Source organism: Leuconostoc suionicum, assembly GCF_001891125.1.
Taxonomy (GTDB): Bacteria; Bacillota; Bacilli; order Lactobacillales; family Lactobacillaceae; genus Leuconostoc; species Leuconostoc suionicum.
Map to the genome: position 1 here is coordinate 1,922,942 of NZ_CP015247.1, position 18,192 is coordinate 1,941,133.

The window sequence follows — 18,192 nt, forward strand, 5'->3', positions numbered from 1 at the left end:
TATGTTAATCTTCTGATTGTTCCGCAATTACATTTAATAATTGTTGTTTGGCTTCTTCGGTTGTTACATTAGCAATTTGGGTGGCTGCATTAGATAAATGCCCACCACCGCCAAGGGCCTCCATTGTACGTTGCACATTGCGTTCCCCAGTTGATCGGGCTGAAATACCAACCCGTCCATCCTGACGTTTAGTGATCACAAATGAGGCATACACACCGCTAATTTGCAAGAGTTCGTCCGCAGCTTGTGCAGTAAGCAAACCAGAATAGATATCTTTGTTATCACCAACAGCAATAGCATTCCCTTCATGAATCTCTGCCAAATTAACCAAATGACTTCGCGATTTGAAATCCGAGAACTTCTCTTTCATAAATGACTGAATCAAGTTACTATCAGCTCCGTTAGCACGTAAATAACTAGCAGCATCAAATGTACGTGATCCCGTACGCAAAGTGAAGTTTTTAGTATCAATCTGTATGCCACCTAACATCGCCGTTGATTCTAGCTTTGTAATTGGTGCATGTGACTGATCTTGATATTGCAGCAACTCAACAACTAGTTCTGATGTCGATGATGCATATGGCTCTATATAAGACATCAACGGTTTTTCATCTAAACCTTGCTCGGCTAGACGATGATGATCAATCACAACTACACGGTTGGCTAACCTCTCGAGTAGCTGTGGTGCGCCAGAAATACTTGCTTTGGCATGATCAACTAATACTAGTAACGTATTATCACGTACTAGCTTCAATGCTCGCGCTTCATCTACGATAGAATCATCAATATTTGATCCTGGAGCCACAAATTCTGATGGCTTTTTGCGAAGTTCAGCTAACAGTAGCTGGATATCACTGTACACATGCTTTTCGTCCAACACAAGAAAAGCTGGTTTATTTTTTGTCTGGGCCATACGCCAGACACCCAATCCAGAGCCAACTGCATCTAGATCCGGCATTGCATGTCCGACAATCATAATATTATCAGCCTGCTCCATTAGTTCAGCAATAGTTTGTGATACCATGCGAGCACGGACACGGGTACGTTTTTCCATCGGATTGCTTGCACCACCATAAAAACGTGCCGCTGCCTGTTCAGATTTCACAACCACCTGATCACCACCACGACCCAAGGCCAAATCTAAGTTTGTCTGGGCCATTTTAGCAAGCTTATTAATATCTGTGTCATCATATGCTATTCCGACCGACAATGTCACAGGTAAGTTCTGTTGTGCCGTTGCTTCTCGAATGTCTTTTAAGACACTGAACTTATCTTCCTCAGCTTCTTTAAGGGCTGATTGATAACCAAACATAACATAATGAAGTGTATTCAAACGACGGATATAAATATGATGTTCGAGCGCCCAATCAGACAATGCGCGTGTCACGTATGTCCGTAAAGTAGACGTTTCAGACTCGCTCATACCATCAGTGACTTCCTCGTAGTTATCAACCGATATCAACCCACTGAACAACTGATGATCTTCATACTTTTTAGTAATCGCGGCATACTCACTGATATCCATCAAATAAATGACCCGTAAGTTTTGTTGAACAAATAACGAAAACTGCCTACCCTGCCAGGTGATTGTATTTGTCTCGGAAGCATCGGCATAATTATCAATCTCTAGAGCCAATTTATTATCTAGCTCCGACAATTCTAATCCAAGCACATCTCTTTTGTCTAGGTATGCTTGCATATATGGATTAATCCAATCAATTTTTTTATCTTGATTAAGCAAAATAATGCCAATCGGCATTCGAATTAAAGCTTCTTGTTCACTACGTGCAATGCGATACCCTAAGCCAGACAAGTACTCTTGTGCATCTTCACTAACCTCTTTGAAGGCTTGTGCACTAAACACTAATCCAATAATAACTATTGCCAACCAGATGAGCCCAAATGTTATATTAAACAGCATAGCAAAAATAACACTCATTACACTTGATACAAGTAACAAAAATGCTACTGTACTCAGTTTAGTGTTTTGAAAGAATATCGGTAAATTTTTAAAACTTAAAAATCGTTTCACGTGCTACTTCCTTCTAATTATCATATCTTCTATTTTACCACAGGGTGCCATTATTAATATGAGAATACTTCAGACAAGCCATAACATGGTTCGTTAGATACAGCTACATCCCGAATTCAATACGAAATATACAAAAAAGCCCGAGGCGGTTTGCCTCAGGCTTTTAGAAATTAATCTTCCGTAACGAATGGCAACAAAGCCATGATACGTGCACGCTTGATAGCAGTAGTTACCTTGCGTTGGTTTTTTGCAGAAGTACCAGTCACACGACGTGGCAAAATCTTACCGCGTTCTGAGATGAAACGTTCTAATAATTCAGTGTTCTTATAGTCAATATATTCGATGTGGTTAGCAGCGATGAAATCAACCTTACGACGACGACGTGGACCGCCTTGTGGGCGACGTGAACGTTGTGGACGTTCTGAATTTTGTGGACGTGAGTTTTGTTCTGACATAATAAAGCTCCTTTCGTAGTGTTTAATTTATTTAGAATGGTAAATCATCATCTGATATATCAATTTCTGTATTGCCACTAGCCGCAAATGGGTTAGGGGCACTATTTGACGAAGCTGATGATTGCGTATTTGAGTTTGAGCTCGCACTTGCAAAAGGATCAACACCGTTAAATGAGTTATCATTACCGCCAAACGAATGATCGTTTGATCCGCTGAAGTTGTCAGCACCATTATTAGATGCCGATGATCCGTTCTGAGAACGACGCTTTTCACTTTCAGCGCGAGATTCGAGTAATGAGAAATTATCAACAACAACTTCCGTCACGTAAACGCGTTGGCCAGCATTATTTTCATAATTTCTTGTTTGCAAACGACCTTCAACAGCCACAAGTGCACCTTTTCCAGTGAAGTTTGCAAAGTTTTCAGCTGCTTTTCGCCAAATAACGGCGTTAATAAAGTCAGCCTCACGTTCACCACTTGCGTTGGTGAACTGACGGTTAACCGCCAAGCTAAACGTACCGACTGCTACACCTGATTGTGTGTAACGTAATTCAACATCACGGGTCAATCGCCCAATTAATACTACTCGATTAATCATAATTAACGCTCCTTTCCCAGTGAAAATTCAAATTTATTCTGCGTCGCGCTTAACAATCATGTGACGTAAGATGTCTTGAGAAATCTTTGCCAAACGATCAAATTCATTGATAGCCTTATCGTCTTCTGCAGTAAAATTGATAATGTGGTATGTACCTTCACGGTAGCCAGCAATTTCGTATGCAAAACGACGAGTAGCCCAGTCGGCTGACTTTTGAATTGTTGCACCATTATCTGTCAAGATTGCATCAAAGCGCTCAACAAGAGTCTTCTTAGCATCCGCATCCAAATCAGGGCGAACAATATAAGTCATTTCGTATGATGTAGCCATTTTATTTCCTCCTTTTGGTCTCTGGCAGCCTTGGCTGCAAGGAGTGATCGCACAAATTGTGCATTCACAACTACTAATTCTACTACAATATAGCCTTACTTTTCAAGTGTTTATCAGAATTATTTCCACTGGTAACTTATAATACGATTTTTTTGTCTATCTTACTTATGTAGATATGCGGTCGAATTATATTAACTACCTATCTGCCTATGCAAAAAAAGCCCGCATTGTTAAATTTGCGAACTCATCTATCTTCGTTATCGAGTCATTTCATACATTACTTGCGCGAAAATAGCTTGTGTCTTAGGGATGTTATCTATCAGTACATATTCGTTTGGCTGATGGCTCATGACTGGTACATCAGGAAATTGCCCACCAAAAGCTACACCACGTTTTAATAAGCGTGCATACGAGCCGCCATTAGAAATTTTATATGTCTTTTGCGTATGCGTGTGCTGAGCATAAACATCCGCAAGTACTGTTACAATTGGATCACTGAGGTCTACCATGTGCGGATGTGTACCGAAAGCTTCCTGCTTAAATATTTTGGCGTTCAAGCTCCCCATATGTCGCTGAACTTGTGTCAAAATAGCGGTTTCCGTTATGCCCATTGGATAACGAAAATTGATCCGAATTTCACTATCAGCATTAGCTTGAAATAAAATCTTACCCACATTTACTGTTAAATCACCCATAATATCATCATGGTAAACCAATCCGAGCTTTTCACCGAAAACGTTTTTATGATTTGTCAAACCAAGAAACTCTAAGAATCCATGCGCTTGATCATCAAAATTATAGTTTAACAAAAAATGAGCCAAATACGTTGCCGCATTCAAACCATCTTCTGGGTAGGCGCCATGAACAGATTTCCCATACAGCGTTAATATAATATGCCCATCATCATATTGACCTATACCCGAAATCATTAGTGTATCTTTGAGATAGCGCTCATATGCAGCTAAAAACCCATTGATGTCAACACCTTCAGGTAGCTCAACATCAGCAACCGCAGTCCCTGGTACAACATTATCTCGTTCCCCAGACTGAAATCGATGTAGCTTCCACGCACCCAATGTTGTACCTTGAAACTGAATTGATAAGGTTAGAAAACCTTTTTCACCAGGAACAACTGGGAAAGCTCCGTCAGGTGAAAAACCAAGCGTCGGTTCACCAACTTGATCCAAATAAGCCCGCATATCACGCCAATCAGATTCCTCATCACTACCAAAAATCAAACGTATTTTTTTTCGTGGTTGAAAACCAGCATCTTTTAATTGTTTCAAGGCGTAATAACTGGCTATTAAATCAGCTTTCATATCGTGTGAACCACGTCCATACAAGCGATTGCCAATGATTTTAGGGCTAAATGGTAACGTTATCGTCCATGCATCCCCATCCCCACCAGGAACAACATCAACGTGTGACAAAACCCCAAAGGTTTCCGTTGCATCATCTGGTCCATAGTCAATAACAACAACCATATTATCCGCGACACGCTCAACTTTAAATCCGTCACGTCTGCCCATATCAACTAGAAATTGTAGTGCTGTTTCAATACCTGCTCCAAAAGGTTGTTGAACATTAGCTGTTGTTTTATCTAACACAGATGGTATTGATAAAAACTGTAACAAGTCATTAAATAATTCTGATTTGTACAATTGCGACTTTTGTTGCCACTGTTCAGCTGTCATTTGAAAGGATTCCACATCCGACCTCCATTAATTATAAATAGCAAGACACCAATCACGACAATCAATGCCGACCATAGAATCATAGTCACATCACGCATGGAAAAACGTTGTTCTTGATACCATGAACGTTTATTATAACGTCCAAAGCGGCGTAATTCCATAGCTTGGCTAATCGTATCAATCCGACCTAAACTTGAAAATACCAATGGTAGAATAATTTGTACAGTACCCTTCATCCGTTGTATTAAACTAGATTTTTTTGATATTTCGTAGCCACGTGCCTGTTGTGCCAAACTAATCGTTCGATAATCACTCTGTACGTCAGGAATATAGCGCAAGGTAATTGCGACGGCATACGCCACTTTGTAAGGCACGCCAATTTTATTTAACCCAGCAGCAAACTCACTAGGATTGGTGGTGAAAAGCAATACAATTGACAACGGAAATGAGAATAAATATTTTAATAGAAGATTAAATTCGTAAAACAGCTGTTCTTGCGTAATCGTAAACCAACCGCTACCAAACATCACATGTTTCGTACCATATATTTGTTCACCATATTGAGGCGCCAAAACAGTAATCATCACAAGGTTAATCAAACCAATGAATAATACCAATTTTAAAAGTAGTGCATATTCCTGATATTTAATGTGAGCCATTTTAATTAAAAAAAACGATAATATTGTTAAAGCAATTAAAAAACGTGTATCATAAGAAATCATGCCAATTGTTGTTAATGCTAAAAACCCAACTAATTTGGCGGTTCCCGTAGCATGATTAATCCAAGTATTTCTTGCTTTATATCCGAAAAGTGAGTTATCCATCTTATTTCCTTATAGCTGCATTTAATTCTTCTGGATGCACAATGCTAAGACGCTGTGCTAAACGATAAATACTGGTAGTTCGCAAACTTGCAGCGTCAACTAATGCCTCATTTGCTAGCAGCTCCGCTGGTGTTGTATCCGCCAATATTTGCCCATCAACAACAACCAGAGTCCGTTGAACAAAGTTTGCTAATAAATGCATATCATGCGTAATGATTATAATGGTCGTATGGTTCGTAATGTTAATATTCTGTAAGAAACCGAGCAACTGAGACGTGTGCGTTGCATCTTGCCCAGCTGTTGGTTCATCTAATATTAGAATCGCTGGTTTCAAAACCAAAACAGCCGCAATCGTAAGTCGCTTCTTTTGCCCAAAGCTTAATGCAGAAATGGGCCAATTACGCATACCATCAAGATCAACAAGTTGTAACATTTCACGCACGCGTTCCGTCACTTGTTCTTCATCAACGTTACGCAACCGCAGTCCACTGGCAACTTCATCAAATACTGTTGCTTTCGTAATCATATGATTAGGATTCTGCAAAATATAGCCTATGTGGTCGGCCCGTTCTTTAATAGAATCGTTTAGCAGCGAACGTCCATCTAATTGAATATCTCCCTCGCTAGGTGTCAGAAAGCCAGTTAATAGGTGGGACAAAGTTGTTTTACCTGATCCATTTTTGCCCACAATACCAAGAATTTCACCTTCATGAATTGATGTCGACAAATTTTCAAACAATGGTTCTTGCTGGTCGTACGCAAAGGTTAAACTTTGGACCAACAACTGTTTGTCATCATGAGTGACTGTCTGTACTGGTTCTGCCAAAGTTTCAATTTGGTCTCTATAGTTTGAAACGTCCACTTTCTCAACATCTGCTACGTGAGGTATTTTATTCACTGGAACGCCTGCTCGGCGTAATAGTTGTATGTATAGTGGCTCGTCTAAGCCATTTGCAGACAACACCCCAGCCTGGATAATGGCAGTAGGTGTGTCATTGGCGACAATTCTACCATGCGCCATGACAATTACACGATCAACATGAGCACGTAACACATCTTCTATCCGATGTTCAATAACAACCACTGTCATATTACGTTCTTGTTGAAGTTCATCAATCAGTGCCATTGCCGCCGCACCAGCAGCTGGATCAAGGCTAGCCAATGGTTCGTCAAATAACAATAGGTCCCCTTCATCAACCAAAACACCTGCCATAGCAGTACGTTGTTTTTGGCCACCAGACAATGATTGCGGTGCCAACGTCAAGCGTTTTCCTAACCCAAATCGATTGGCCCATTTAGCGACTTTTTCTCTGACAGTTTTTATCGGCTGATTATCATTTTCAAGAGAAAAAGCTATATCTTCGGCGACCGTCATACCAACAAATTGCGCATCAGAATCCTGAAGAACAGTACCAGCTTGCAAAGATAGGTCAAACAGCGACTGGTCTAGGATCTTTTTACCATTAATCGTCAGTTCACCAGTAATATCCCCTTGGTAGGCTTGCGGAATTAAACCATTCAGTAAACGCAGTAATGTTGTTTTACCCGAACCAGATGCACCGGCTATTAAAACTTTTTCACCAGGATAAATTTGAAAGCTCACATCATGTAACGTTGGTTCAGATTGCGCGTGATATTTAAATGTCACATGTTGAAAATCAATAAATGGTTCTACCATGTTTTCCCCTATGTACGTAGCCCGTGGCTACTTATTCACTGCGCAATGAGCTCTTCTTAGGACGTGACTTGATGTAAGCCACTAGCAAAATAGAGCCAATAATAGCAACAGACAAAATGTTAACAATTGTTGCCGCCGCGCCCTGTAAGAACACCTTGCTAGCTGGCTGTTTGTATATTAATATATCGCCGATTGGCGCAACAATCAACCACGCAATAACGTTAGCAATTATTTGCCAAACATTAAACTGAACTAACTTTTTTGTAGAAAGATCCCCACCCTCAAGATCCAAGAATCTTTTACTCAAACCAAGTAATAGTCCAAACACACCGTCAGCTAAGACCCATGACCACCAAGGGGCACCATAAGTCGCGTCAGTAATTGTATGTCCAATAACACCAACTAAAAAGCCAACAACTGGACCAAATAAACCAGCAATCAATGCTAACCAGCCTTCAGCGACGTTAACATTGGTATTTGGCACACCAGTTGGAATAGCAATGTACTTCATTAAAATGAAAAACACAGCAGCGCCGATACCAGTTGCAACGACTGAACGCACCGATAATCCTGTTTTTTTGTTATTTTCTTTCATTTTTCTCTCCTTTTCTTTGAGACTATCATATTTCTTTGGTTAATGAAACAGCCCATCCTTGGCCAGCACCCACATGGTATGTTTGTTCGAAACTACCAGTATGCAAACCAAACGCAACTGTATACACTGAATCAATATAAATTAATGGTTCCCCAGGGTTAACGTCGGTAAATGTGTGCACATATGGTAGCACCTCATCAAATAACAAACTCCCATCACATTTAATTTGAACACGCAAGGTATCACCATATTGCAAATTCATCTTTTCAAATTCTCGTAAGGGAATATTTGACCACAACGAACCAAAATTAACATCAGTGATATCAATATTACCCACTAATTGTGGTTGACCATAAACCGTTTCTTGATAAACACCAGGTGTAATTGGTAAACGTACCAAATCGCTAACTGATAGTTCTTCTGTGTAGTCTTCAAATACTACTTGTCCGCTAGCTAATTTAGCCCCATTATAAGCATAAATATCACGACCATGAAATGTTGATGATTTTTCTGAACCAGGGAGGCGTTGTGTTGTTTCATCAATCACACGTACACTTTCGATTAAATCATTAGATAATAGATGTGATAAAGTGCCATTATCTGGTGTCACAATATAGTGGCCAGCTGTCGTCTTGGCAATTACCGACAAACGTTTTGAGCCAACCCCAGGGTCAACAACAGATACAAAAACTGTACCCGGTTGCCAGTAATCAAAAGTTTGAAACAAGCGAAACGATCCTTCAAAGATATTAAATGGCGTGATACCATGTGTTAAATCACTAACAACAATGTTATCGGCAACATTGTAGGCAACACCTCTCATGGAGCTTACCGCACCATCCTGTAATCCAAAATCTGTTTGTAACACTAAATGATTGTTTGTCATTTCCAATTCCTCGGTCATCTTATTAATGGCTTTCTAGTAGGTTACAAAAATCGTAAGAAATACAAAAAATCCCTGTTAATCATAAAGATTAACAGGGACGTAAAAAACGTGGTACCACCCAGATTTAGCATAATACATGCTCTCATACTATAACGGCGCTAACCGACCGTGAAACTTAACAACTTATTAAATCTCACGACATCATCCACGTTCATCTTCAATAAACTGCTTCATGCCAGCTTCCACTATCCTGACTCGCTTGAATTTCCGCTCGTTATCTACTCTTCGCTTCAACGATTTTAATATACTAATGATACCTTAAGACAATTATGAATATTTGTCAATATGTTTATGATTAAACTACAATAAAGTCATTAATAACCTTTGCAAAATCATTATGATAAATTTCAAACTTCTTTTCGCCCACACCGGAGATTGCTAAGAACTCTGTATCAGTTTGCGGACGCGCCTGTGCCATGCTCATCAAAGTTTTGTCTGAGAATATTAAGAAAGGTGGCAAGCCAGCGGCCCGAGCTAGTTCTAAACGCTTTTCCTTTAACTTTGCAAACAAACGATTATCTTCGTCGGAAAGTTTCAAATCATCAGTAGTCACTTTCTGACTAACAATACGTACCTTCTCAAGACGTTTTTTAATTTTAATTTCACCTTTTAATACTTCGGCACCTAATGATGTTACTTTTAACACGGGAAACTCAGCGCCCTCGAAACGTAAATATCCTTCAGCTGTTAAGTAGTCAATAAATCGTGTCAATTCTTTCAGAGTTCGCTCTTTCATCAAACCAAACGTTGGTAAATCATGTAAGAACTCATACTTACGCACACTAGCATCACTTGATCCTTTTAAAACCTTAGCGACCATCGTTTTACCAAAGCGTTGATTCATACGCATCACATTAGCCAATACTTTTTGCGCATCTACCGTAACATCAACCCATTCGCGCGTATCCAAACAATTCGAACAATGACCACAATCTTCTGTCACAGTTTCACCGAAATATTGCAATAAATAGCGTGCTAAGCAAGTTTGCGTATTAGCAAAAGCATTCATTTCTCGAATTTTATCATATTCATTTTGCTTGTGTTCTTCTGAACCTTCTGACTTTTGCACAAAGAATTCTTGCAGATGCATATCCTGTGGTGCATATAATAATATAGCTTCGGCGGGTAACCCATCACGACCCGCACGCCCAATTTCCTGATAATATGCCTCGATATTTCCAGGGACAGAGTAATGGATTACATAGCGCACATTTGGTTTATTAATCCCCATCCCAAAAGCGTTTGTAGCCACAATAACTGGATTTTCATCATATAAAAACGCTTCTTGCTGTCTTTGACGTGCTTTTTCAGATAATCCAGCATGGTAACGACCTGCATTAATGCCTATTTTATTCAAATAAGTGGTCAGTTCATCAACTTGCTTACGCGTTGCTGCGTAAATAATACCAGTTTGTTCACGGTTTTTTTGTAAATATTCAACCACATACTTTCGTTTGTCCTGATTATGTACAATATTCAAAGCCAGATTATCTCGCGCAAATCCGGTCAAGACCGTATCATCATTGTCTACTTGTAACAATTGTTGTAGATTTTCACGAACGCGCTCTGTTGCAGTGGCTGTCAAACCAAGAACTGCTGGATGCCCAGAAATTTGTTCCAACAAGGGTAGAATATTCAGATAACTCGGACGAAAGTCATGTCCCCATTGTGATAAAACGTGGGCTTCGTCAACAGCAATTAACTCAATATTGAGACTTTGAACAAAACTAAAAAAGCTAGGAATTTCCAGTCGCTCTGGCGCAACATACAACATTTTGTAAAGGCCATGTCTTAGGTCCGACATGCGCTGTGCTTGTTCTTGCCCGTCAACTGTTGAATTCAAGAACGTTGCAGGAATACCCATGGTGTTCAGCCCATCAACCTGGTCTTTCATTAACGAAATTAATGGAGAAATGACCAAAGTAATGCCTTCAAACATCATTGCTGGCAGCTGATAGGTGATTGATTTTCCACCACCAGTTGGCATAATCGCTAAAGCATGTTTATGTGCGAGTACTTTATTAATGACATCTAGCTGACCAGCTCGAAAGTTATCGTACCCAAATTTTTCTTTTAAAATTGTTTGTGGATTCACAGTTTGCATATTTTCTATTATAGCATGTGCCCTCTAACTAAAAAGCAGACGACCATTAGTTGTCATCTGCTCCCATTGGATTTAATTGAAACTTTACTGGCGTTACACGTCTCAGCAACCAGTTCATAATTGCCAAGATAGCTGACACAAACGTTAGCAACCAAAATTGCTTTGCTTGAAAATTGCTAAATAATTGTAATAGAACAAAACCTATTGCAAACCAGCCAAAGTACGCAGCCATCGTGTTGCCACCAATTCGCAATACTTTGTCCAACAAGTTTTCCGATCCATCCTGAAAAAACTTAACATGTAACCAATCAAAAAAAAGCATGATAAATACAAAACTAACCAAATCAATAGAAACAAACTTCAATATTGTTATATAATCTCGCATAGGATTAAAACGTGTTAATCCATGATATAACAACAAACCATACGTCATCATAATATCCGAACCAAATATGAATAATAACCAACTAATTGGCTTAGTTCGTACCATATCCCGAATTAACATATATCCCCAAGAATTGTTTTAACATTATGATCATCTTAAATTATTATATCATTTATCGGAATCGTTAAATGATTCCGCAACAAAATAAAAAGACCACTTTTAATTGCATAGGGGCTTTTTATTGTAGCAGTTTGGTATCGTTGACTACTAGTGACAAATAGAGACAGTTAGAGGCCAAACAAGGTCAGAATTCTTATGTAAAGAGCGCAAACACGAACGTTTTATGTTATTTTCGATACCCTTTGTTTGTCCACTAAAACTCGTTTATCTAGTAATTAAAAGTTCATTTGCGACATCTTCCTGCGTTAAGTGCATATTTAACTCGTGCATTCTTAGTATTTAAACATAGTTTGAATATTAAGTATAGAAATAAAGTATGGTTAAGTTTATTTAAAATGTTTAACACTTTTTGGCCAAATGGGTTTAGTCATGATAATTATTACAATACCAACTAGCATCGTTACGTAACAAGTAATATTTTTCGGATAACTGGCTATCAACCAAAAAGATCCTATTGTTATTGCCAGACCTAAAACTATAAATAGTATTACAAAGGTATATCTAATTATTGGTGATATAGAATCAAAAGGATTTTCTTTTTGATTCTTACTAGGCTTTATCATACAACAAAAAATGAAGCCAAGAAACAACCATATCAAAAAAACAATATTACGAGGAAATGATTGTATATTTAAAATCCAAACTAATGCTAACATACCAGTCAATGAGGAATATAGCGTCACTACTATAGCCATCACAGTATCACGAAAACTACTATGACTGTCTTTGATAAGTTTAGCTTCTAACTGATTATTTCCGATAATTAGCTCATCTATTGTTACATCTAATATTTTAGCTATTTTGATAACTAATTCAATATCTGGTAAATTTCTTTCATTTTCCCAATTTGAAATGGTTTTAGGTGAAACATTTAATTTTTTAGCTAATTGTGTTTGTGACAGATTATGAGACAACCGCAATTGTTTTAAACTACTCGAAAATAACATGACATACCTCTGAACTTATTTTTACTAGTATGAATGAAATAATGGACGTTTAGCAAGCACTTTAACTAAAATTAGTGTCTCGTCATTCGAGATATATTGATTTTGATGACTTTACGTAAATTATACAAAAAAGCAAATACCTAATATGGTTTACTTGGTATTTGCTTTTTATAATGCTGATTATGATAATCTACCGATTCTTTCCCCATTCACTTTTTGAACCATCATGATAACCAGCAACATAATCTGGATTCTTTTTATTATAAGTTCGAAAAAAATCTTGAACTTTCTTACCTAATCCATAAAAATAACGACGAAGAAAATGTCTTTTTTTATTATCATAGATATAGCTCTCAACAATTGCCTCTTGAAATCCTTTTATATAACTCTTATTTTCTTGTTTGTTCATAAAAAGTCCCCTCGAGTACACAGTATAGAAGACTAAAACAACAAAAGCAATAAGTTATTTCCCCTTATTAATCATTTATATAATATTGTCCAAACATGGCATGCAGAACATCAAAAAGAACAAATAGCAAAAAACAGATAGGCTTAGAATTATTGAAGCACAGCGAATTAATAGATTGAGGTAGCTAAAATGTTAAACAAAGTAACAATAAAAAATCATCAATTACTAGTGGTACCACAAGGAATTAACAAACTAGCTGCATTGAAAAATAAGATTGAAGTTCCAATACAAAACGTAGTTGGAGCTTCAATTGATACAGGCATTTTAAATGACAGCAAAGGTCTACGCGCACCAGAAACCTTTCTTCCAGAATATTGGACTGGTAGTTTTAAAAAGGATGGCGAAGAGAGTTTTTTTAATATTAAGAGAGAAAATAAACCAGTAGTAATTCAGTTAAAAAATGAAAAGTATACTCGGTTAATTTTAGGAGTCAATAATCCCGAAGATGTCGTTGACTTGATTAATAACAATACTATTTAAATACTAAAAACAAAGAGACTAGCCATACCGAATTAATGCCATCTTTTTTTAGTCACAATAGGAATTAAAATAATTAAACCGGCCAGAAATATTGACCCGCCCACTAGCATACCCTTTAGTACGGATATAATTAATCCTGACAATATAATAAAAGTTGGTAATACAAGTGCATATTTTAATCCCTTATATCCTGATAGATATTTCTGCCATTCATACGTTAGACCAAGCGAACTTGAAGAATCAAAAGATTTGGCAGATTGCAAGAATCATCCGAACACCGCATGTTTCTGAAAGACTTTTCGTGGTGATTGCCAGTTGAGCGTTTTCATTGGCCTGGCATTAATCCAATGATTAATTTGATCTAATTCTTTCTGACTGATGGTTTCAATTTTGCGTTCTTTTGGGATAAAACGACGGACATATCGATTTAGCACTTCATTACTACCACGTTCTTCTGGTGAATATGGGTGTGCAAAATACATCGGTATGCCTAGCTGTTCTTCTATTTCATCATATTTTGCAAACTCTCGACCGTGATCAACTGTAATTGATTTAGCATTTTTTATACCCTTGAAAAACCTAATAATAGCTGGTGTCACTGCCTGACTATTGCGCCCACTGACATGTCTCATGATATGTTGTCGACTCAATCGTTCTGTGATGGTCACTAAAACATCGCCACGTGTTTTACCAGATTGCATCGTATCAACTTCAAAATGACCAAATTCTTGTCTTAATTGGACAGCTTTTGGTCGTTTTTCAATTGAACGGCCATGAGCAAAAACACGTCTACGGCCGTCAGATTGACGTTTACGTCGAATACCTTTATCAGGTAAATCTGATAACTTAATTTTAAGCAAACCATGATGAATCCAGTTGTAGATGGTCTTGAAAGCAATACCCAATACATGAGCAGCCGTTTCTGGTGACCACTTCAAGATACCAATGTGATGGTTCAAAAAAGCTGATATTTCAGGTGTTAGGGTCGGATGGCGACCGTGTTTGTGCCGATTACACTGGGCTAAATGATGAGCCTGTTGTGCATTGTATGGTTTAATTCGATTTAACTCGTAGGTAATAGTTGCAGGAGAACGCTTTAAGAAACGGGCTATTTCTCGAGTTGAATGATTAAGTTTGATCATTGTTTCAATGACAGAACGTTCGTGAGCTGATAAACTAGAAGACATAAGCTGCAGATCCTTTATGGTTGATTTTAGTCAATTACCATTAAAGTCTCTGCAGTTTTTTTATGCAAGGTGTTCGGTTTAATTTTACAATCTGCCATTTTAATCGATTTAAAGCATAGACCGTAAATAATACTAGAAATAACGTAGGAATAAATAAAATTCCCAGTTTGATAAAGTCCATAATATTACTAATAAGCAACACTATTAATAATAAGTCAGTAAACATCAGCATATTATATACTGGCCTTAAACTTTTTGTAACCTCCTTTTTTTCCATATATTCACGCATACCTCTATCCTCCTTAAGAAGCGTATCTAACGAAACTTGATAATAATCACTCAACTTAATCAAATTTATAATATCTGGATAAGAAATTTCATTTTCCCAACCAGATATAGTTTGACGCGTCACATAAAGATTTTGCGCAACTTGCTCTTGAGTTAAGCCTTTCTCCAAACGAGATTTTTTCAACCGATCACCAAATTTCATTTTTTACTTCCTTTCTTGATGTCTTTACTATCCTAAAAAACAATAAAAATAACAAGCAATTTTCTCTTGCGTAGTTGATATAAAGCTTTTTATCCAAAATTGATCTGGTCTAACATCATTTAACGACTTGCTTGATCCAAAACTAAATCAGTTTGGGCCATTGCTTCACTAGAGTGATTTAATAAGTGCATTACTAAACCAATGTTGTAATTCGATTGCATATAGACACGATAAGTACCCGTTTTACGCATAGTACGGGTGCCTAAATAGTTAATTCTTAAAAGGTCACCAACATTAGCCATAACCTAGTAACCTCTTTTTTAAGCGTTAGAATCAAGCCATATAGGCGTTGTTTTAATTATAAGGTAATAGCACCAACTATTTTATACACGTTAAAAAATTATTGAACCCTAAATATACTTTTGCAACATTGTACCTAATATATTGATAGACATATCTCCAAATTATTTTTGTCAAACGTGTGGCAATACATAATACTAAAGCACCAATGACTGGAACTAATACTAACAACCATGGATGATAAATTGATTGATCAACTACTGTTGACTGAAACAACCCATTATAAATCACAACGATTGTTGACACTATACTCATTGATCCAATAAAATACAAAAAAACATAACCAACGCTATTAATGTTCCTGCAGTGCCTAATAATATACCGTTAAAAACAACCAGTCCTAATATGGCAAACCAATTTAATTTTATTTTCATAACTACAATGCTCTTCCCCAATAACTCATGAATGTCGACTCCATATATATTTGAAATATCCTCTAATGCATTCAAAGTTGGTACTCTTACCCCATTCTCCCAACATGAAATAGTTTATCTGGTAACAAACAGTCTTCTGGCTAATTCCTCTTGTGATAGATTATAATCTTTTCTAATATCTTTTAGCCTAGTAGCAATATCTAGCATAAAGTTTATCCTCCTAGTTCATTATTTTATAAGTTTCTTAATCTACAAAGTAGGACCAAATTAGTTACATTGCCTATATAGCAGTAAAAAACAGATACCTAATTTCTTACTTGGTATCTGTTTTTGCTTTTTATATTAAGGAATATAAAATGCGCATGTTTTTGCAATACGCAACATATTAAAATGACCCATATATCAAAAATTCGGAATCAAATAAGTTGATAAATTCTTTTTCAACTCATGACTTGACTGAGCATGTCAACATAAATATTGTCGCACCCACACTATTGCTGATCATATTTATTCCATAACACATAGTATTGAATGTCCGGAATAATAAATGCGCAAGCAACCCAGCCATTTAAAACATAAAACGTAACTGTCATTGACAAACTATTCATACCCCATAATATGCTTAATATTAGCCACAATGATATGATCAACAAAGTAAAAGTACTAATGAGTGCACTATGTACTTTGAGTGCAATGTCACGATCCCGTTCATCTTTGGCAAAATATAGTTCATCTTTTTGGTTTACTACCTTGACATGGTATTTTTTAGAGACGTGATACATCTCATATATTGATGCTATAACCGACACTAATATTGTTACTGTAGCTAATTGATGCATATTATTAATCATAGAAATAGAAGACAAAACAAAACCTATTTGCCATATTTTGTTCATCCAGAAAGTAAAATGAACTATCTTTTTACTATCACTCATAATGTTGTTCCTCCATATTATCAACAAATAACTCATCGACAGACGTATGTAAAATATGGGCTAAGTTAAAAGCAAGCTGGAGCGACGGATCATACTTATTATTTTCAATGGCATTAATGGTTTGACGTGTCACACCCGTTAAATTTGCTAACTCTGCCTGAGATATTTTATTGGTTAATCTCAAATCCTTAATATAATTTTTCATCTCAGTCCTCTATAAATGTAAAAGATGTTTTACAATTATAGTAAAACATCTTTTACATTCATTGTCAACATTTAATTTTATTTTGTCTCATTAAAACAAATAAGTTGCCTGTAAACTCTTGATCAGATTACATTATTAAACGTGCCTAGATTTTATTGTTAAAAATTATTTTTTGTTACTGTCATAATGTATCCAAATTAAAAGGACGGCAAAAATAAAAGAGCCCCACGGATTTCCTTTATGTAAATATAAACATAATAACCCAAATAAAAACATAGCAATAGGAATTATCAATGTGTATTTGAAGCCTTTATCACCTGAAAAGTACTTTTCCCATGTGTATTTTAATCCTAAAGAGCTTGCTGTATCAAATTCAGCAAGATTATCTATAGACATTCCAATAAAAATAAAAACAAACAATATTGGTATGTAAAATACACCTAAACGAACTATTTCTAATATATTAGCGATGAATAACATTAGCAAAACAAAAAAAGCTAAGTTCAACTTCCAATATATTTTTTTCATATTTACTGACACATATTTCTTTTCTAAGTCTTCTCGCATACCTGTATCCTCTTTGAGTAAAACATCCAAAGAAATATGATAGTAATTACTTAGTTTAATTAAGCTCGAAATATCTGGGTAAGTTTTTTCATTTTCCCAACTAGAAATCGTTTGCCTAGTGATAAAAAGTTCATTCGCAACATTTTCTTGAGTTAAATTCATATCTAATCGTGCATTTTTTAAGCGCTCACCAAATTTCATAATGAGTCCTCCTGAGTTTGTAAATATAGTTTGAACATAAAATAAAAATAATACAAGCAATGATTTATTGCTTGTATTATTTCACGACTAAACAAGGCATAGTTAGCATCTATAACAATAAATGACAGATTAAATCAGATTCACCTAGTCAAATTT

General features: G+C 36.7%; 20 protein-coding genes and 1 pseudogene. 1 reads left to right on the plus strand and 20 read right to left on the minus strand.

Going from position 1 to position 18,192, the window contains the following annotated elements:
* Positions 1–4: 4 nt before the first annotated feature.
* The 13 genes from A6B45_RS09630 to A6B45_RS09690 all read right to left on the minus strand — a co-directional run bounded on the left by A6B45_RS09630 (position 5) and on the right by A6B45_RS09690 (position 13,177).
* Positions 5–2,032 carry a DHH family phosphoesterase gene (locus A6B45_RS09630; protein ID WP_072614363.1) on the minus strand — a complete coding sequence of 676 codons (2,028 nt, stop codon included), beginning with the start codon at positions 2,030–2,032 and terminating at the stop codon, positions 5–7.
* Positions 2,033–2,202: 170 nt separating this feature from the next.
* On the minus strand, positions 2,203–2,487 hold the full coding sequence (gene rpsR, locus A6B45_RS09635; RefSeq protein ID WP_004911134.1) for a 30S ribosomal protein S18: 285 nt from the start codon (positions 2,485–2,487) through the stop codon (positions 2,203–2,205).
* A gap of 31 nt (positions 2,488–2,518) precedes the next feature.
* Positions 2,519–3,085, minus strand: a complete 567-nt coding sequence (gene ssb / locus A6B45_RS09640) for a single-stranded DNA-binding protein (RefSeq protein ID WP_002815494.1) — start codon at positions 3,083–3,085, stop codon at positions 2,519–2,521.
* A 33-nt stretch (positions 3,086–3,118) separates the two neighbouring features.
* Positions 3,119–3,415, minus strand: a complete 297-nt coding sequence (gene rpsF, locus A6B45_RS09645; RefSeq protein ID WP_011680503.1) for a 30S ribosomal protein S6 — start codon at positions 3,413–3,415, stop codon at positions 3,119–3,121.
* Between the two features lie 257 nt (positions 3,416–3,672).
* Complete coding sequence (pepV, locus tag A6B45_RS09650) at positions 3,673–5,109, minus strand: dipeptidase PepV (protein ID WP_072614521.1); 1,437 nt, start codon at positions 5,107–5,109, stop codon at positions 3,673–3,675.
* Positions 5,106–5,933, minus strand: a complete 828-nt coding sequence (locus tag A6B45_RS09655) for an energy-coupling factor transporter transmembrane component T family protein (RefSeq protein WP_072614364.1) — start codon at positions 5,931–5,933, stop codon at positions 5,106–5,108. Before A6B45_RS09655 ends, pepV begins: the two co-directional genes overlap by 4 nt.
* Before the next feature lies 1 nt (position 5,934).
* Complete coding sequence (locus A6B45_RS09660) at positions 5,935–7,611, minus strand: ABC transporter ATP-binding protein (RefSeq protein ID WP_072614365.1); 1,677 nt, start codon at positions 7,609–7,611, stop codon at positions 5,935–5,937.
* A 31-nt stretch (positions 7,612–7,642) separates the two neighbouring features.
* Positions 7,643–8,206, minus strand: a complete 564-nt coding sequence (locus tag A6B45_RS09665; protein ID WP_072614366.1) for an ECF-type riboflavin transporter substrate-binding protein — start codon at positions 8,204–8,206, stop codon at positions 7,643–7,645.
* A gap of 25 nt (positions 8,207–8,231) precedes the next feature.
* Entirely contained in the window at positions 8,232–9,092 is an 861-nt protein-coding gene (locus A6B45_RS09670) for an SAM hydrolase/SAM-dependent halogenase family protein (RefSeq protein WP_014325209.1), read from the minus strand.
* Between the two features lie 355 nt (positions 9,093–9,447).
* Positions 9,448–11,256 carry a DNA helicase RecQ gene (gene recQ / locus A6B45_RS09675; RefSeq protein WP_072614367.1) on the minus strand — a complete coding sequence of 603 codons (1,809 nt, stop codon included), beginning with the start codon at positions 11,254–11,256 and terminating at the stop codon, positions 9,448–9,450.
* Positions 11,257–11,302: 46 nt separating this feature from the next.
* Complete coding sequence (locus tag A6B45_RS09680) at positions 11,303–11,761, minus strand: Tellurite resistance protein (protein WP_072614368.1); 459 nt, start codon at positions 11,759–11,761, stop codon at positions 11,303–11,305.
* Positions 11,762–12,147: 386 nt separating this feature from the next.
* Positions 12,148–12,768, minus strand: coding sequence for a helix-turn-helix transcriptional regulator (locus tag A6B45_RS09685; protein ID WP_072614369.1), 621 nt, complete (start codon positions 12,766–12,768; stop codon positions 12,148–12,150).
* A gap of 190 nt (positions 12,769–12,958) precedes the next feature.
* Positions 12,959–13,177: a hypothetical protein gene (locus A6B45_RS09690; protein ID WP_072614370.1), complete on the minus strand. Its 219-nt coding sequence runs from the start codon at positions 13,175–13,177 to the stop codon at positions 12,959–12,961.
* 189 nt (positions 13,178–13,366) lie between these two features.
* On the opposite strand from A6B45_RS09690, the gene A6B45_RS09695 reads away from it, so the two are divergent.
* The gene (locus tag A6B45_RS09695) at positions 13,367–13,717 is read left to right on the plus strand and encodes a hypothetical protein (RefSeq protein WP_072614371.1); all 351 of its coding nucleotides are present in this window, start codon (positions 13,367–13,369) and stop codon (positions 13,715–13,717) included.
* A 32-nt stretch (positions 13,718–13,749) separates the two neighbouring features.
* On the opposite strand, the gene A6B45_RS10395 is transcribed toward A6B45_RS09695, so the two are convergent.
* From A6B45_RS10395 to A6B45_RS09735, 7 genes and pseudogenes are all read right to left on the minus strand, one after another.
* The gene (locus tag A6B45_RS10395; protein WP_157884982.1) at positions 13,750–13,980 is read right to left on the minus strand and encodes a hypothetical protein; all 231 of its coding nucleotides are present in this window, start codon (positions 13,978–13,980) and stop codon (positions 13,750–13,752) included.
* 3 nt (positions 13,981–13,983) lie between these two features.
* Positions 13,984–14,904: an IS30 family transposase gene (locus A6B45_RS09700; protein WP_012268558.1), complete on the minus strand. Its 921-nt coding sequence runs from the start codon at positions 14,902–14,904 to the stop codon at positions 13,984–13,986.
* Between the two features lie 40 nt (positions 14,905–14,944).
* Complete coding sequence (locus tag A6B45_RS09705) at positions 14,945–15,394, minus strand: helix-turn-helix domain-containing protein (RefSeq protein WP_072614372.1); 450 nt, start codon at positions 15,392–15,394, stop codon at positions 14,945–14,947.
* Positions 15,395–15,513: 119 nt separating this feature from the next.
* A pseudogene (locus A6B45_RS09710) lies at positions 15,514–15,699 on the minus strand (site-specific integrase); the annotation flags it as partial.
* A gap of 920 nt (positions 15,700–16,619) precedes the next feature.
* Positions 16,620–17,063, minus strand: coding sequence for a hypothetical protein (locus tag A6B45_RS09725; protein WP_072614375.1), 444 nt, complete (start codon positions 17,061–17,063; stop codon positions 16,620–16,622).
* Entirely contained in the window at positions 17,056–17,268 is a 213-nt protein-coding gene (locus tag A6B45_RS09730; RefSeq protein ID WP_072614376.1) for a helix-turn-helix transcriptional regulator, read from the minus strand. The genes A6B45_RS09725 and A6B45_RS09730 overlap by 8 nt, the downstream gene beginning before the upstream one ends.
* A 165-nt stretch (positions 17,269–17,433) precedes the next feature.
* Positions 17,434–18,036 carry a helix-turn-helix domain-containing protein gene (locus A6B45_RS09735; RefSeq protein WP_072614377.1) on the minus strand — a complete coding sequence of 201 codons (603 nt, stop codon included), beginning with the start codon at positions 18,034–18,036 and terminating at the stop codon, positions 17,434–17,436.
* Between the last annotated feature and the right edge of the window lie 156 nt (positions 18,037–18,192).

Excerpts from the sequence above, each read along its gene's own strand:
- pepV (WP_072614521.1), bottom strand. The coding sequence starts at position 5,109 with ATGACAGCTGAACAGTGGCAACAAAAGTCGCAATTGTACAAATCAGAA.
- A6B45_RS09690 (WP_072614370.1), bottom strand. The coding sequence starts at position 13,177 with ATGAACAAACAAGAAAATAAGAGTTATATAAAAGGATTTCAAGAGGCA.
- ssb (WP_002815494.1), bottom strand. The coding sequence starts at position 3,085 with ATGATTAATCGAGTAGTATTAATTGGGCGATTGACCCGTGATGTTGAA.
- A6B45_RS09695 (WP_072614371.1), top strand. The coding sequence starts at position 13,367 with ATGTTAAACAAAGTAACAATAAAAAATCATCAATTACTAGTGGTACCA.
- A6B45_RS09680 (WP_072614368.1), bottom strand. The coding sequence starts at position 11,761 with ATGTTAATTCGGGATATGGTACGAACTAAGCCAATTAGTTGGTTATTA.
- A6B45_RS09655 (WP_072614364.1), bottom strand. The coding sequence starts at position 5,933 with ATGGATAACTCACTTTTCGGATATAAAGCAAGAAATACTTGGATTAAT.
- A6B45_RS09670 (WP_014325209.1), bottom strand. The coding sequence starts at position 9,092 with ATGACAAACAATCATTTAGTGTTACAAACAGATTTTGGATTACAGGAT.
- rpsR (WP_004911134.1), bottom strand. The coding sequence starts at position 2,487 with ATGTCAGAACAAAACTCACGTCCACAAAATTCAGAACGTCCACAACGT.
- recQ (WP_072614367.1), bottom strand. The coding sequence starts at position 11,256 with ATGCAAACTGTGAATCCACAAACAATTTTAAAAGAAAAATTTGGGTAC.
- A6B45_RS09665 (WP_072614366.1), bottom strand. The coding sequence starts at position 8,206 with ATGAAAGAAAATAACAAAAAAACAGGATTATCGGTGCGTTCAGTCGTT.
- A6B45_RS09685 (WP_072614369.1), bottom strand. The coding sequence starts at position 12,768 with ATGTTATTTTCGAGTAGTTTAAAACAATTGCGGTTGTCTCATAATCTG.
- A6B45_RS09705 (WP_072614372.1), bottom strand. The coding sequence starts at position 15,394 with ATGAAATTTGGTGATCGGTTGAAAAAATCTCGTTTGGAGAAAGGCTTA.
- rpsF (WP_011680503.1), bottom strand. The coding sequence starts at position 3,415 with ATGGCTACATCATACGAAATGACTTATATTGTTCGCCCTGATTTGGAT.
- A6B45_RS09660 (WP_072614365.1), bottom strand. The coding sequence starts at position 7,611 with ATGGTAGAACCATTTATTGATTTTCAACATGTGACATTTAAATATCAC.
- A6B45_RS09700 (WP_012268558.1), bottom strand. The coding sequence starts at position 14,904 with ATGTCTTCTAGTTTATCAGCTCACGAACGTTCTGTCATTGAAACAATG.
- A6B45_RS09730 (WP_072614376.1), bottom strand. The coding sequence starts at position 17,268 with ATGAAAAATTATATTAAGGATTTGAGATTAACCAATAAAATATCTCAG.
- A6B45_RS09725 (WP_072614375.1), bottom strand. The coding sequence starts at position 17,063 with ATGAGTGATAGTAAAAAGATAGTTCATTTTACTTTCTGGATGAACAAA.
- A6B45_RS09735 (WP_072614377.1), bottom strand. The coding sequence starts at position 18,036 with ATGAAATTTGGTGAGCGCTTAAAAAATGCACGATTAGATATGAATTTA.